Source organism: Asanoa hainanensis, assembly GCF_900188485.1.
In the GTDB taxonomy this organism is placed as follows: domain Bacteria; phylum Actinomycetota; class Actinomycetes; order Mycobacteriales; family Micromonosporaceae; genus Asanoa; species Asanoa hainanensis.
This window is the reverse complement of record NZ_FZPH01000003.1, coordinates 330,617-344,541: the sequence shown is the minus strand read 5'-3', so window position 1 is coordinate 344,541 and position 13,925 is coordinate 330,617. Positions and strand designations below refer to the sequence as shown.

At 72.0% G+C, this 13,925-nt stretch carries 12 protein-coding genes; 6 read left to right on the top strand and 6 right to left on the bottom strand.

Features of this window, described 5'->3' with window-relative positions; all coding sequences use genetic code 11:
* Positions 1–14 precede the first annotated feature (14 nt).
* The gene (locus tag CHC05_RS09180) at positions 15–1,658 is read left to right on the top strand and encodes an alpha-amylase family protein (protein ID WP_089246769.1); all 1,644 of its coding nucleotides are present in this window, start codon (positions 15–17) and stop codon (positions 1,656–1,658) included.
* 44 nt (positions 1,659–1,702) lie between these two features.
* A complete protein-coding gene (gene fabG, locus CHC05_RS09175) occupies positions 1,703–2,461 on the top strand; it encodes a 3-oxoacyl-ACP reductase FabG (protein ID WP_089246767.1) in 759 nt (252 codons plus the stop codon).
* 37 nt (positions 2,462–2,498) lie between these two features.
* Here fabG and CHC05_RS09170 read toward each other — a convergent pair whose 3' ends face one another.
* A complete protein-coding gene (locus CHC05_RS09170; RefSeq protein WP_089246765.1) occupies positions 2,499–2,912 on the bottom strand; it encodes a hypothetical protein in 414 nt (137 codons plus the stop codon).
* Entirely contained in the window at positions 2,905–3,279 is a 375-nt protein-coding gene (locus CHC05_RS09165; RefSeq protein ID WP_245870727.1) for a hypothetical protein, read from the bottom strand. Before CHC05_RS09165 ends, CHC05_RS09170 begins: the two co-directional genes overlap by 8 nt.
* A gap of 48 nt (positions 3,280–3,327) precedes the next feature.
* Here CHC05_RS09165 and CHC05_RS09160 point away from each other — a divergent pair, with 48 nt between their 5' ends.
* The gene (locus tag CHC05_RS09160) at positions 3,328–4,224 is read left to right on the top strand and encodes a Gfo/Idh/MocA family protein (protein WP_089246763.1); all 897 of its coding nucleotides are present in this window, start codon (positions 3,328–3,330) and stop codon (positions 4,222–4,224) included.
* Here CHC05_RS09160 and CHC05_RS09155 read toward each other — a convergent pair.
* The gene (locus CHC05_RS09155; protein ID WP_179266103.1) at positions 4,221–7,328 is read right to left on the bottom strand and encodes a putative bifunctional diguanylate cyclase/phosphodiesterase; all 3,108 of its coding nucleotides are present in this window, start codon (positions 7,326–7,328) and stop codon (positions 4,221–4,223) included. The two genes, CHC05_RS09160 and CHC05_RS09155, sit on opposite strands and share 4 nt — an antisense overlap.
* A 229-nt stretch (positions 7,329–7,557) precedes the next feature.
* Here CHC05_RS09155 and CHC05_RS09150 point away from each other — a divergent pair, with 229 nt between their 5' ends.
* Positions 7,558–8,241 (top strand): fasciclin domain-containing protein, encoded by a 684-nt coding sequence (locus CHC05_RS09150; protein WP_089246759.1) that lies wholly within the window; start codon positions 7,558–7,560, stop codon positions 8,239–8,241.
* 63 nt (positions 8,242–8,304) lie between these two features.
* Here CHC05_RS09150 and CHC05_RS09145 read toward each other — a convergent pair whose 3' ends face one another.
* Both CHC05_RS09145 and CHC05_RS09140 read right to left on the bottom strand, forming a co-directional pair.
* Positions 8,305–9,828: a hypothetical protein gene (locus tag CHC05_RS09145; RefSeq protein ID WP_089246757.1), complete on the bottom strand. Its 1,524-nt coding sequence runs from the start codon at positions 9,826–9,828 to the stop codon at positions 8,305–8,307.
* Positions 9,813–10,568 carry an ABC transporter ATP-binding protein gene (locus tag CHC05_RS09140; protein WP_089246755.1) on the bottom strand — a complete coding sequence of 252 codons (756 nt, stop codon included), beginning with the start codon at positions 10,566–10,568 and terminating at the stop codon, positions 9,813–9,815. Before CHC05_RS09140 ends, CHC05_RS09145 begins: the two co-directional genes overlap by 16 nt.
* A gap of 133 nt (positions 10,569–10,701) precedes the next feature.
* Here CHC05_RS09140 and CHC05_RS09135 point away from each other — a divergent pair, with 133 nt between their 5' ends.
* Positions 10,702–12,606, top strand: a complete 1,905-nt coding sequence (locus CHC05_RS09135; protein ID WP_144022528.1) for a sensor histidine kinase — start codon at positions 10,702–10,704, stop codon at positions 12,604–12,606.
* The gene (locus CHC05_RS09130; RefSeq protein ID WP_089246751.1) at positions 12,546–13,190 is read left to right on the top strand and encodes a LuxR C-terminal-related transcriptional regulator; all 645 of its coding nucleotides are present in this window, start codon (positions 12,546–12,548) and stop codon (positions 13,188–13,190) included. The genes CHC05_RS09135 and CHC05_RS09130 overlap by 61 nt, the downstream gene beginning before the upstream one ends.
* Here CHC05_RS09130 and CHC05_RS09125 read toward each other — a convergent pair.
* Complete coding sequence (locus tag CHC05_RS09125; RefSeq protein ID WP_089246749.1) at positions 13,187–13,921, bottom strand: PIG-L deacetylase family protein; 735 nt, start codon at positions 13,919–13,921, stop codon at positions 13,187–13,189. The two genes, CHC05_RS09130 and CHC05_RS09125, sit on opposite strands and share 4 nt — an antisense overlap.
* Positions 13,922–13,925: the final 4 nt, after the last annotated feature.

Below are 13,925 nucleotides of genomic sequence, written 5' to 3'. Positions count from 1 at the left end.
TAACACCTGTCGGCATGGGTGACCGGTGGTATCAGAAGGCAGTCGTGTACTGCCTCGACGTCGACACGTTCCAGGACTCCGACGGTGACGGCGTCGGCGACCTGCGCGGGCTGATCGGCCGGCTGGACTACCTGGCCCGGCTCGGGGTGACCTGTCTCTGGCTGCACCCGATCCACCCGACGCCCGGCCACGACGACGGCTACGACGCGACCGACTTCTACGGCGTCGACCCGCGGATCGGCACGCTCGGCGACTTCGCGGAACTGTTGCACCAGGCCGAGGACCGGGGCATCCGGGTGATCATCGACCTGGTGGTCAACCACACCTCCGACCAGCACCCGTGGTTCCAGCACGCCCGTTCTTCGCCCGACTCGCCGTACCGCGACTGGTATGTCTGGAGCGACACCGAGCCCGCGGACCGCAAGCAGGGCATGGTCTTCCCGGGCGAGCAGGACGAGACGTGGAGCTACGACCGCACCGCCAAGGCCTGGTTCTACCACCGGTTCTACAAGTTCCAACCGGACCTCAACTTCGCCAACCCGGCGGTACGCGAGGAGGTCAAGCGGATCGTCGCCTTCTGGCTGCGCCTCGGCGTGAGCGGGTTCCGGATCGACGCGCTGCCGTTCATCGCCGAGCTGACCGAGCCCGGCAACCCGGACTCACCCAAGGACTTCGGCCTGATCACGGAGCTGCGCCAGCACGCGCAGTGGCGGCGCGGTGATGCGGTGCTGCTGGCCGAGGCCAACGTCGAGCCGGAGAAGCTCGTGGACTACTTCGGCTCCGGCGGCGACGCCAACGACCGCGTGCAGATGCTGTTCGACTTCATGCTCAACGGCCGGCTTGTGCTGGCGCTGGCCCGGGAGGACCCGGAGCAGTTGATCGACGCGCTGCGGGACACGCCGCGGCTGCCGTCGGGCGGCCAGTGGGCGACGTTCCTGCGCAACCACGACGAGATCGACCTGTCCCGGCTCACCGCCGAACAGCGCGCCGAGGTGTACGCCGCGTTCGGCCCGGACGAGAACATGCGGATCTACGACCGCGGGATCCGGCGCCGGCTCGCCCCGATGCTGGGCAACGACCGGCGGCGCCTGGAACTGGCCTACGCACTGCAGTTCTCGCTGCGCGGCACGCCGGTGCTGCGCTACGGCGAGGAGATCGGGATGGGGGAGGACCTGGCGCTCGACGGGCGGTTCGCCATCCGTACGCCGATGCAGTGGTCGACCCTGCCCAATGCCGGGTTCTCCACCGCGACGCCGTTCCGGCCGGTCGTCTCCGGGGGCGAGTTCGGCTACGAGACCGTCAACGTCACCGCGCAGCGGCACGATCCGGCGTCGTTGCTGGCGTGGTTCGAGCGGATGATCAGGACGCTGCGCGAGGCGCCCGAGGTCGGCGCCGGCTCGTGCACCCACGTCGACGTGCCGGTGCCGGCCGGCGTGCTCGCGCACCGGGCCGACGGCCCCACCGGCTGCATGCTGTTCGTGCACAACCTGGGCCGGAAGGCGGCGACGGTCGACCTGGGCAAGCTGGCGGCCGAGGCGGACCACCCCAACGACGTGCTGGCAGACCAGGAGTATCCGGAGGTCGGCGACCTGACCTCGATCAAGGTGGCCGGCTACGGCTACCGCTGGATTCGGCTGAACCGGGCCCCTGCCGGATGAGCGTGGCGTCGGCTACTGTGCGGTAACCGACGAGGAGGTCTGGGATGGGTCAGCGGGTAGCGGTCGTCACGGGTGCGGCGCGCGGAATCGGTGCGGCGACGGCACAGCGGCTAGCCGCCGACGGCCTGGCGGTGGCGGTGGTCGACCTCGACGAGACCGCGACGAAGTCCACAGTGGATGCGATCACGGCCGCGGGCGGCACGGCGGTCGGCATCGGCGCGGACGTGGCCGACCGCTCGCAGGTCGAAGAGGCCGTGGCCCGGATCGCCTCGGAGCTGGGCCCGCCGACGGTCCTGGTCAACAACGCGGGCGTGCTCCGCGACAACCTGATCTTCAAGATGACCGACGACGACTGGGACACGGTGCTCTCGGTCCACCTGCGCGGCGCGTTCCTGGTCACCCAGGCCGTCCAGGCGCACATGGTGACCGCCAAGTGGGGCCGGATCGTCAACCTGTCCAGCACGTCGGCACTGGGCAACCGGGGCCAAGCCAACTACGCGGCGGCCAAGGCGGGCATGCAGGGCTTCACGAAGACGCTGGCGATCGAGCTGGGCCGCTACAACGTGACGGCCAACGCGGTCGCACCGGGCTTCATCGAAACAGCGATGACGGCGGCCACGGCCGCCCGCATGGGCGTCGACTTCGACCTGCTGAAGAAGGGCGCCGCGGAACAGATCGCGGTCAAGCGCATCGGCCAGCCGGAAGACGTGGCCCACACGATCTCGTTCCTGACCAGCGAAGGCGCGGGCTTCGTCAGCGGCCAGGTGATCTACGTCGCCGGCGGTCCCAGCTCCGGGCTCTAGGGTCAAGAGCGGGCAAGGATGCGGCCCGCTCCGAGTCTTAGCGGGCCTTGCGGCCCGCGTAGCGGAGCCAGAGTAGGCCGATGACCGGGAGGACCAGGGGCACGTAGCCGTAGCCTCGGCCGAAGTCCGTCCAGACTGTGTCGTCCGGGAAGGCTCCCGCGTCGAAGACGCTCAGCAGGCCGACCGTGACCACGCCGGCCAGCTCGATCGAGCAGCTCACCAGGGCCACCCGGCGCCAGGTTTCGCCGCCTCGGGCCAGGGCGACCGTGGCCACGATGTAGACGACTGCGGCGAAGGCCGACAGGAGGTAGGCCAGCGGGGCCTCGCTGAACTTGGAGCCGATCTGCACCGCGGCCCGGGCGCTGGCCGAGAGCGCGAAGATGCCGTACACGGCGATCAGCGCCCGGCCCGGGCCCGTGCCGAGCGTGCGGGGCGCGGTCTGCTCAGCCACTGGTCACCACCTGCCACGTCTGGTGCAGGCGCAACACCAGCACCGGAATCGTCAGACAGACCACGACGACGATCACCGAGCCCCACCGGGTCGGCTCCAATCGGGCCAGTACCCAGCCCAGGGGCGGGAGGCAGACGATCGTCACGACGTAGCCGAGGAACGTCACCGCGCTCGCCGGGCGGTCGCCGCCGCTCGCCGCGACCGCCGCCGCCACCAGCAGGACGATCAGGGCGACCTCGACGACGGCCAGGCCGATGAGCTGGCCGCGGTCCGGCGCGCGGTGGCGCAGCGCCGAGACCAGGGCCCACGCGCCGACCAGCAGCGAGAGGCCGATCACGATGCCGGACAGGGTGCCGTTCACGGGCACACCGTACTCGCAGGCAGGGTGGCATTTGTCATCGGGCAGGATGGGGCCATGCCTCTCCGGTTCGGCCTCTTCGGCACCGGCCCCTGGGCCACCGCCACCCAAGGACCCGCGATCGTCGCCCACCCCGACGCCGAGCTCGTCGGTGTCTGGGGTCGCGACCCCGGCAAGGCCGCCGTCCTGGCCGAGGCCACCGGCAGCCGCGCGTACGCGGACATCGACGACCTGCTCGGCGATGTCGACGCCGTCGCCGTCGCGCTGCCGCCCGACGTGCAGCCGGAGATCGCCGAGCGGGCCGCCAAGGCCGGCCGGCACCTGCTGCTCGACAAGCCGCTCGCCCTGACCGTCGAAGCGGCCGACCGGGTCGTGGCCGCCGTCGACGCCGCCGGCGTGGCGTCGGTGGTGTTCTTCACCGCCCGGTTCCAGGACAACGTCACAGCCGCGCTGCGGGAGCTCGCCGCCGTCGGTGGCTGGCAGGGCGGCCGGGTGGCGCACCTGGCCTCGATCTTCCAGCCCGGCAACCCGTACGGCGCCTCGCCGTGGCGGCGCACCTACGGCGGGCTCTGGGACGTCGGGCCACACGCCCTCTCCCAGGTGCTGCCGGTGCTCGGCCCGGTCGCCGAGGTGTCCGCCGTCGAGGGACCGCGGTCCACCACGAACCTGGTGCTGCGCCACGAGTCCGGCGCCGTCAGCACGGTCACGCTCTCGGTCGACGCGCCGCCGGCGGCGGTGTTGCGCGACATCACCTTCTTCGGCGAGCGGGGTGTGCGCGAAGTGCCGCGTGGTGAGGGTGCGGTGCTGGTCGCCTTCGGCCAGGCCATCGACCTGCTGATCGCCGAGGTCGCCGGGGCCAGGCACGACGTCGGTGTCCACTTCGGACGCGAGGTGGTCGGGGTGCTGGCCGCCGCCGAGCGCGCTCGCGAGGTCGGAAAAACGGTAAAGCTCTAGGCCGCGAGCTCCGTGCGGCGCAGCCAGCGCAGCGCGTCGGGCAGCGGCATGGGTCGCGAGAACAGGAAGCCCTGGCCGTACGGGCAGCCGATCCGGCGCAGCAGCTCGCGTTCGTCGGTGGTCTCGATGCCCTCGGCGACCACCTCCAGGCCCAGCGTGTGTGCCAGCCGGACGATGCCGTCGACCAGCGCGCGCTGTTGGGTCGAGGTGGTGACCGTGCCGGTGAACAGCCGGTCGATCTTCAGCACGTCGAGCGGCACGTGCCGCAGGTAGCTCAGTGACGAGTAGCCGGTGCCGAAGTCGTCGATCGCGACCCGCACGCCGAGCCGGCGCACCTCGGCGAGGTCGTCCCAGACCTGGTCGTCGTCGCGCAGCAGCAGGCTTTCCGTGATCTCCAGCATCAAGCAGGACGGCGGCAGCTTGCTGGCGGCGAGCTCGCGCTTGACCAGCCGGACGAAGCCGGGGGTCCGGAACTGCCGGGCGGACACGTTGACGGCCACGTACGGCGCGCCGTAGGCCTGGCCCTTGCGCCAGGTCGCGGCGGCCGCGATCGCGGTGCGCAGCACCCATTCGCCGATCGGCACGATCAGCCCGGACTCCTCGGCCACGTCGATGAACGCGTCGGGCGTCAGCCGGCCGCGGGTGGGATGGTTCCACCGCAGCAGCGCCTCGAAGCCGACGGCGTGCCCGTCGTCGAGTCGGACGATCGGCTGGTACTCCAGCAGCAGGCCGCCGTCGTGGATCGCGCGGTCGAGCTCCGCCCGCAGCTCGAGCCGCTCGACAATCGTGGTGTGCAGCTCCGGCTGGTAGCGCCGCCACTGGCTCTTGCCCGCGCCCTTGGCCACGTAGAGCGCGAGGTCCGCCTGCCGGAGCAGTTCGGAGCCGTCGCTGGCGTCCGCGGTGGTGCCGATGCCGATGCTGGCGGAGCAGCTGATCAGGTCGCCGCCGATGCTGTACGGCTGGCGCAGTGCCCGGATGATCCGGTCGGCCGCGTCCTCGACGTCACCGGGCTCACCGGCGTCGTCGATCAGCACGGCGAACTCGTCGCCCCCGAGGCGGGCCGCCGTGTCGTGCGGGCGCAGCGCGGAGCTGATCCGCCAGCCGACGGCCTTGAGCACCTGGTCGCCGCTGGCGTGGCCGAGCGTGTCGTTGACGACCTTGAAGTCGTCGAGGTCGATGAAGAGCACGCCGACGACGCCGCGGTGTGCCTCGACGGCCTTCTGCATCCGTTCGGCGAACAGCGTCCGGTTGGCCAGCCCGGTCAGCGCGTCGTGGTTGGCCCGGTGGGTCAGCTCCCGCTCCAGCCGGCGCTTGTCGGTCACGTCCCGCAGGGTGAAGACCAGCCCGCGCACGGTCGGGTCGGCGCGCAGGTCGCGCACGGAGATCTCGACCTGGGCCGCCGTGCCGTCGGGGCGACGCAAGGTCCAGTCAGTCGTGCCCCAGTTGTCCGGCTCGACGCTGCCGACCGGACGGTCCTGGATCCGGCGGAACACCCGCTCGGCCCGCTCCCGCTCGGCCGGGTCGCCGTGGTCCAGCAGCATGGTGCCGACCAGGTCGACCTCGCCGAACATCGCCCGGGCGGACGGGCTGGCGTACGCGATGCGGTCTTCCGAGTCGATGATCAGGATGACGTCGGCGGCGTTGTGCACGAGCGCGCGGAAGTACTCCTCGCTGGTCCGCTTGCGTAGCTGTTCGCTCAGCGTCACCCGGTCGATGGCCAACGCGGCCTGCGAGGCGAGCACGGCGAGCCGGTCCTGCGCGGCCGAGAGCGGGCGTTCGTCGGCGGCGACCAGCATCACGCCGACGGTGGTGTCCTCCTTGCCGCTCTCGCCGACCGTCAGCGGCAACGCCAGGGTGAGCTTGTCGGACCCGGCGCCGTGCCCGTCCGGCCGGTGGGCGCCGAGCGCCGCGGCGATCGAACGGGGCAGCTCACCGCTCTCCAGCAGCGTCGGCTCGCCGAGCCGGCGGACCGCCTCGATCGACGACTTGGGCAGCGCGCCCAGGTGCCGGCCCATCGCCTTGGCGTCGGCTCCCTGGGTCATCAACAGGAAGTGGTAGGTGGTGCCCGGTTCCAGCACGTCGCGGATGCCGTCGTCCAGCGCGTCGGCGATCCCCTCGTCGTCGGCGGCGGAGACGAGCGCGGTGGTCACCGTGCGCAGGCCGCGTTCCCGCCCGATCTGCTCGCGCAGGCGGTTGGCCAGGTTCACCAGCCGCGCGATCACCAGGAGGAACATCACCAGCGAGGAGATGGCGATGACCACGCCGTGTCGCACCGTGCCGAGCCCGATCGTCTCGTACAACAGGATGGCCGGTGGGATCAGCGCGGAGATCCCCAGGATCACCAGGCGCAACACGGTCGCCTCGCGTGGCCGGGCCAGCCGGCGCTCGCCGATCCCGCGCATCGACGGTACGAGCGCGGCGGCGCCCCACAACGCGTACAGGGCGATGTAGCCGAGGTCCAATGGGGTCCGGACGAGCCACTGGTCGTCGATGCGGCCGATCCGGAACAGGGCATCGGCGACGACGTAGCCCACGATGCCCAGGGCCAACAGGATCACCGCCGGGCTCAGCCGCACCGCGGTGACCAGCCGCGCGACCATGCCGAGCACGATGATGTCGAAGACCGGGTACGCGATCAGCAGGACGCCGGTGATCACGCCGACGTGTGGCTGCGCGAAGCGGGCCTCGACGGTGAGCACCCAGGCGAGCAGGCCCGTGCCGAGCACCAGCACGAACGCGTCGATGAGGGCGGGCCGGTCGGGTCTTGGCTCCGCGGCGCGCGTGAACTTGAACAGCGCGACGGCGATCAGCACCACGCCGATCAGCAGGAGTATGTCGTCGGAGAGGGTGAGCGGGGGTCTGGCGGGTCCGCCCGGCAACGTCAGGTTGAACGAGAGGTCCGAGGCGGCGTAGAAGACCAACCCGGCGAAGAACCACAGCCAGGCGCCCGTGAGCCGGGGACGGTTGAGTTGGATGCCGACCAGGACGGCCGCGGCGCCGCTGACGCTGAGCGCGGTCCAGACGCCGAGGCGCCAGGACAGGGGCGCGAGGTAGTAGACGACCGTGAGAACGGCCATCCACAGGCCGAACGCGGCCAGCACCATGCGCCGCGTCCTGTCTGAGACTTCGCTCAAATGCCGCCAAGGGGGCATTCACACACCGTACGGCCGCACGCGCCGAGCGTCGAGGCGATGGCGCTGTGCGCTCGATCGCCGTGGTTGGCCTTACGCACGGCTATGTCTCGATTACGACAAGTAGGCATCACTGGCACACGCAGGCTGGTACGAATCTGTGTAAAGCATCTCAAAACCGACATGAGGGGATCTCAGCATCATGCGTGTCTTCAGGACAGCGGGTCTCGCCGTCACGGTGGCCGCTCTGGCCCTGGCCATGGCGGCGTGCGGCTCGGACACCAGCCCGTCCACCGCCCTTCAGCCCACCGGTGGCTCGTCGGCCACGTCTCCCGGCGGGGGTGGCAGCCCGCAGCCGTCCGGGACAGCGACCGCGGCGGGTGGCGGCGGCGCGGTCTTCGGACCCGGCTGCTCCTCGCTGCCGAGCTCCGGCGCCGGCAGCCTCTCGTCGATGGCATCGCAGCCGGTCGCCACCGCGGTGGCCAGCAACCCGCAGCTGTCGACGCTGGCCAACGCGATCAAGACCGCGGGGCTGACCGACACGCTGAACAACGCGCAGAACATCACCGTGTTCGCACCGAACAACGACGCGTTCAACCAGGTCGGGCAGTCGCAGCTCAACGCCCTGCTCGCCAACAAGACGCAGCTGACCCAGACGCTGGAGTACCACGTGGTGCCACAGCGCCTGAGCCCGAGCCAGCTCGCCGGCACGCACAAGACCATGGAAGGCCAGAACCTGACCGTCACGGGCAGCGGTGAGGACTTCACGGTCAACAACACCGCCAGCGTCGTCTGCGGCAACATCCAGACGAGGAACGCGACCGTCTACATCATCGACGCGGTGCTGACCCCGCCTGCGGGAACGCCGTCGCCGTCGGCCAGCTGAGCGCTCTGTAAGGAAGGGCACCTCGTTAACGCCTCAGGCGTTAACGAGGTGCCCTTCCTTCGTCTAGCCCAGCTTGGACAGCAGTTCCGGGCCGCGGTTGGTCAGCCGGGCGATCGCGAGCCGGCCCAGCCCCCAGGCCAGCGCGACGCCGAGCACCAGGCTCACCGGCGTCGCCGCCCAGCGGAGCAGGTCGTCGTTCCGCACCGTGCCGGTGATCAGCAGGGCCAGCGACGGCGCGGCCAGCAGCGCCTGGGCGATGAGCACGAACCAGACGATGCCCGAGAAGCCGGCCCCGTCGGAGCCCGGGTTGCTGCCGCGCTTGTGCGGGTCGGCGATCCGTACCGGCAGGAACACCGAGACGAAGACCAGCAGGCCGGTGCCGGCGCCGAGCACCAGGGGCAGCAGGCCGACCGCCCAGGGAAGCATGTCCCCCTTGCCGTGCCAGATCGCTCCGGCCACTGTCATCGCCAGCGCCGGCGGCGCCACCAGCAGCAGGAAAGCCCGTTGCCGGCCGCGGATGTCGGCGCGCTCCGCGCCCGGCGCGAGCAGGGTCTGCCACAGCGCGGTGCCGTCGGAGCTGTGCAGGTGGGCGCAGCTGCCGACCGCGAACGTCACGAAGAAGACGCCGGCCATCGGCAGGTAGTCCGTGACGTTGATGAGCAGGGGCAGCAGGACGTAGGTCAGCACGTACACCAGCGCGAAGGTCAGGAAGTGGATCCGGATCAGGTCGCGGCCCCAGGTCCGGAGCTCCTTGCCCCGCACGGCCGCCACCGCGGTGGCCGGGCGCCAGCCGCGCCAGCGCGCGCCCCGGATCACCGTCGGCTCGACCGGGCGGTGCAGGAGCAGCGCCCAGGCGCCGAGGGCGAGCGCGATCGCGCCGGCCAGACCGCCGATGACGGCCGCCACCAGTGCCCAGTCGCCGCGGGCGGCCGCCTCGACCGCGACCACGGGCCAGCCCGAGGGTGCCAGCCGCAGCTTGTCCGCGATGAACGCCGGCAGCGCCGTCTCCGGTCCACCGGTGATGGCCGCGATGATCACCCAGCCCTGCGCGCCGAGACAGACCAGCACGCCCCACGGCACCGCCATCAACGCCGCGCTCAGCCGGCTGTTCAGCAAACGGCCGACCGACGCTACGACCACATTGGAGAGTGCGACCAGCAGGAGTACGAACAGCGGCAGCACCAGCAGCGCCACCGGCACGGCGGCCGGGTCGAGGCGCAGGGCGTACCAGACCAGCGACGTGCCGGCGACCAGCGTGACCACCGGGCCGACCCCGACCAGCGCGGCGCCGAGCAGGCCGACCGCCAACTGCCGGTCGGTCAGCGGCACGTGCCGCAGGTGCTCGCGGCGCAGGCCCGGGTCGCTGCCGCCCATCATCGGGCCGACGATCCAGCCGAGCAGCCAGGACGCCATCGTCAGCAGCAGTGCGCCGCCCGCCCGGTCGGGTCCGGCCGAGATGGTGAGCCAGAGCGTGCAACCGGTCGCCGCCAGCCCGGCGACGACTCCGGTGATCGTCGTCGCTTTTCGCGTGCCGGTGAACGAGTTCCGTAGGATTTGCCACTTCATCCGGATCAGGACGCCAACCATGACAGCTCCTTCTCGTCAGCGGCGCCGCCGACCAGTTCGACGAACACCTCGTCCAGCGGGCGGCCGCCGCGCACCTCGTCGATCGGGCCGGCCGCGACGACGCGGCCCTCGTGCATCACCGCGACCGTGTCGCAGAGCTGCTCGACCAGCGGCATCACGTGGCTGGAGAGCACCACCGAGCCGCCGCCGGCGACGAACCGGCGCAGGATCGACCGGATCGTCAGGGCCGACACCGGGTCGACGGCCTCGAACGGCTCGTCGAGGACCAGCAGGCGCGGGCCGCCGAGCAGCGCGCTGGCCAGGGCGATCTTCTTCCGCATGCCGGCCGAGTAGCCCAGGATCAGCGTCCGCTCCGCGTGGGCCAGGTCGAGCACCGTGAGCAGCTCGTCGACCCGGTTCGCGACGGTGTCGGCGGGCAGGCCGTGCAGGCGGCCGAGGTACGTGAGCATCTCCCGGCCGGTCAGCCGCTCGGTCATCGCCATGCCGTCCGGCAGGACTCCGACCAGTCGCTTGGCCTGGGTCGGCTGCCGCCAGACGTCGGTGCCGAAGACCTGGGCCGTGCCCGCGTCGGGGCGCAGCAACCCGACCGCCATCGACAGCGCCGTGGTCTTGCCGGCGCCGTTGGGGCCCACCAGACCGAAGAACGAGCCGGCCGGGACCGTCAGGTCGATCGCGTCGACCGCGACCTTCTCTCCAAAGTGCTTGGTCAGTCCGGCCAGCCGGAGTGCGTGCGTCGTCATGCCAGAAACGCTAGAAATCCGGACGGGCGACCGGAATGCGTCCAGCCACCGACCGGGGTGGGGCTAGCTACACCCCTGCGAGCGGCGGTTGGCACCACTGCCGGCGGCGGCGCGGTTCGGCGAGACTGTGGCCATGAGACGCGGACCGCACGCCCTGGCCGGCGGCCTCCTGCGTGGCTGTCTCGCGATCGTGTCCGCGGTGCTGCTCGTCGCGCACCTCGTGCTCTTCGTGCCCGGCCTCGGGCTGGGCCTCGTCTTCCTGCTGCCCTGGCCGATGGCGATGATGCGGCGGGTGACCGATGCCGCGCGCCGGGCGTGCGGCGACCTACCGCGGCCCTACCGCGACCGGCCGGCGCCGCCGGAGCCGGAGCCGGACGGCCGCTTCCGGCACGACCGGGTGCTCTACCGTTCGGCGTTCTGGCCCCGGCAGCTCGGCTACCTCAACTGGGTGCTGGGCGACCCGGCCACCTGGCGGGACGTGGGCTGGATGCTGACCAACCCGGTCGTCGGCGGCGTGCTCGGGTTCGGCCCGGCCGCGCTGGTGGTCGGTGGGCTGGCGGTGGCCACCGGAGCCGGGCCGTGGTGGATCCCGGTCGGGCTCGCCATGGTCGTGCTCGGCGTGCTGGTCGCGCCCGCGGCCGTGCGGGCGCACGACAGCTGGACCCGGCGGCTGCTGGGACCGCCTCAGCCGACCTTCCGCTCGGTCAAGGTCTGGCTGGGCGAGCGGTTCGTGACGCTGGCCAAGCTGTTGGCCCTGGGGGGACTGACCGTGGTCAGCGTCGCGCTCGCCGGGATCTCCGTGCTCGCCCTCGCACTGTTCTGCGTGGGCATCGTCGGTGCGCTTCCGGAGTTCGCGACGGTCACCCGTCAGTTCACCGCCACCCGGCGCCGGCTCGCCGAGCAGTGGTCGGGCGTGCCGATCCAGACGCCGTACCGGCCGGAGCCACCGCTGCCCCAGCGCCGCCCCGACGGCCTGTACGAGGTCGGCGACCAGCTCTACAAGTCGAAGGGCTGGACCCGGTTCTTCCAGCGGATCGACTGGGTCTGGCACGACCCGGCGACCTGGCGGGATCTACTGTGGACAGCCACGGACCCGATCGTCGGTGGCGCACTGGTGGCCGCGTCGGTCGGCGCGGTCGCCTACGGCCTCGCCGAGCTCACGGTGCCGGCGCTGGTGCGCCTCGCCCGCGTCGAGGACCCGCCGCGGCTGGCGTTCCTGGCAGACCGACCGGTCCTGGCTCTGCTCGCGGGCCTGTCCATGGTGGTCGCGGGCGCGCTCTTCGCGCCGACCGCGCTGCGCCTGCACGGCCGGTGGACCGCGGTGCTGCTCGCTCCGACGGCCAAGGCCCGCCTGGCGTCGCGGGTCGAACAGCTCACCGTGAGCCGGGACGACGCCACCTCGGCGCAGGCGGCCGAGCTCCGCCGGATCGAGCGCGACCTGCACGACGGCGCGCAGGGCCGGTTGGTCGCCGTCGGGCTGGCGTTGGGCGCGGTCGAGGCGCTGATCGACACCGACCCGGCGGCCGCCCGGCGGTTGGTCGCCGACGCGCGGGAGAGCACCGCCCGGGCGCTGGCCGAGCTGCGGGACCTGGTTCGTGGCGTCCGCCCGCCGGTGCTCGCGGAACGCGGCCTGGTCGAGGCGGTCCGGGCGCTGGCGCTGGACAGCCCGGTCCCGGTGACCGTGTCGACCGACCTCGTGGGACGGCCGGCCGAACCGGTCGAGGCGGCGGTCTACTTCGTGGTCAGCGAGGCGCTGGTCAACACGGCCAAACACGCGGCGGCGACGCAGGTCTCGATCGTCTTCGGGTACGCCGACGGGTTGCTGACCACGCGGATCGCCGACGACGGTCGCGGTGGTGCCGACCCGGCGCTCGGCAGCGGCCTGCGGGGCATGCGGCACCGGCTGGCGGCGTTCGACGGTACTGTCCGGTTGGTCAGCCCCGTCGGCGGGCCGACCACCGTGACGCTGGAGGTGCCGTGCGCGTTGTCCTCGCCGAGGACCTCTACCTCCTCCGGGAAGGGCTCAAGCAGCTGCTGACCGCGCACGGGTTCGAGATCGTCGCCGCCGTCGACAATGGACCCGACCTGCTGCGGGCGCTGCTGGCCGAGCGGCCCGACGTCGCCGTCGTCGACGTGCGGCTGCCACCGACGCAGACCGACGAGGGCCTGCAGGCCGCGCTGGCCGCCCGCCGCGCGGTGCCCGGCCTGCCGGTGCTGGTGCTCTCCCAGCACGTCGAGCGGCTGTACGCCCGCGAGTTGCTCGCCGACGGCACCGGCGGGGTGGGCTACCTGCTCAAGGACCGGGTGTTCAACGCCGACCAGTTCGTCGACGCGGTGCGCCGGGTGGCCGCCGGCGGCACCGCGATGGATCCCGACGTCATCGCGAAGCTGTTCGCCCGCGGCGACCACAACGTCGGCCGGCTCACCCCACGCGAACGCGAGGTGCTCGAGCTGATGGCCGAGGGCCGCTCCAACGCGGCGATCGGCCAGCGGCTGTTCCTGAGCGAGAGCGCGGTCGGCAAGCACACGGCGAACATCTTCGGCAAGCTCGGCCTGACCGCCTCCGACGACGACAACCGCCGGGTGCTGGCCGTCCTGGCCTATCTGGATGGCGCCCGCTAGAAGAGATTGATCGTGAAGACCTCGAACGGCGCCGCGTAGCGGGTGCCCAGCCGGGTGCCGGAGGCGCGGCCGATGCCCTCCAGGAACTCCTCGGGGTCGAACGCGCCCTCGCCGAGCCCGCGCAGGTAGGCCTCGTGCGCCTCCAGCGACTGCAGGCCCCGGTCGAACGTGCCGGTGATGTCGACCGCGTGCCGGCCTGCGGGCGAGCCGGCCGCCCAGACCTGCCGGACCTTGTTCCACGGCTCGAGCCCCTGCTCGGGGAAGATCCAGCGGTTGCCGGCGTCGCGCACCGCGTCCAGCGTCGCCCGTCCGGTTGCGATGTGGTCGGCCTGGTTGAGCGCGTCGGCGCCGTCCCAGGTGTCCCGGAAGTTGTTGGTGATCACGATGTCCGGGCGGTGCCGGCGGACCACCGCGGCGATCTCCCGGCGCAGCGCCACCCCGTACTCCAGGATGCCGTCGGGCAGGCCGAGGAACTCGACCTCGGACACCCCGACGACGCCGGCTGACGCCCGCTGCTCCGCCTCCCGCAGCACCTTGGTCTCGTCCGGCGCGAGTCCGTCGATGCCCGCCTCGCCGCTGGTGACCAGGCAGTAGACGATCTCCTTGCCCTGCCCGGTCCAGCGGGCCACCGCCGCCGCCGACCCGAACTCGAGGTCGTCGGGGTGGGCGACCACGGCCAGCGCCCGCTGCCAGTCTTCGGACAGCGACTCGTACGGCTCGATGTCGGACACGGAG

Excerpts from the sequence above, each read along its gene's own strand:
- CHC05_RS09180 (WP_089246769.1), top strand. The coding sequence starts at position 15 with ATGGGTGACCGGTGGTATCAGAAGGCAGTCGTGTACTGCCTCGACGTC.
- fabG (WP_089246767.1), top strand. The coding sequence starts at position 1,703 with ATGGGTCAGCGGGTAGCGGTCGTCACGGGTGCGGCGCGCGGAATCGGT.
- CHC05_RS09160 (WP_089246763.1), top strand. The coding sequence starts at position 3,328 with ATGCCTCTCCGGTTCGGCCTCTTCGGCACCGGCCCCTGGGCCACCGCC.
- CHC05_RS09155 (WP_179266103.1), bottom strand. The coding sequence starts at position 7,328 with ATGGTGCTGGCCGCGTTCGGCCTGTGGATGGCCGTTCTCACGGTCGTC.
- CHC05_RS09150 (WP_089246759.1), top strand. The coding sequence starts at position 7,558 with ATGCGTGTCTTCAGGACAGCGGGTCTCGCCGTCACGGTGGCCGCTCTG.
- CHC05_RS09145 (WP_089246757.1), bottom strand. The coding sequence starts at position 9,828 with ATGGTTGGCGTCCTGATCCGGATGAAGTGGCAAATCCTACGGAACTCG.
- CHC05_RS09140 (WP_089246755.1), bottom strand. The coding sequence starts at position 10,568 with ATGACGACGCACGCACTCCGGCTGGCCGGACTGACCAAGCACTTTGGA.
- CHC05_RS09135 (WP_144022528.1), top strand. The coding sequence starts at position 10,702 with ATGAGACGCGGACCGCACGCCCTGGCCGGCGGCCTCCTGCGTGGCTGT.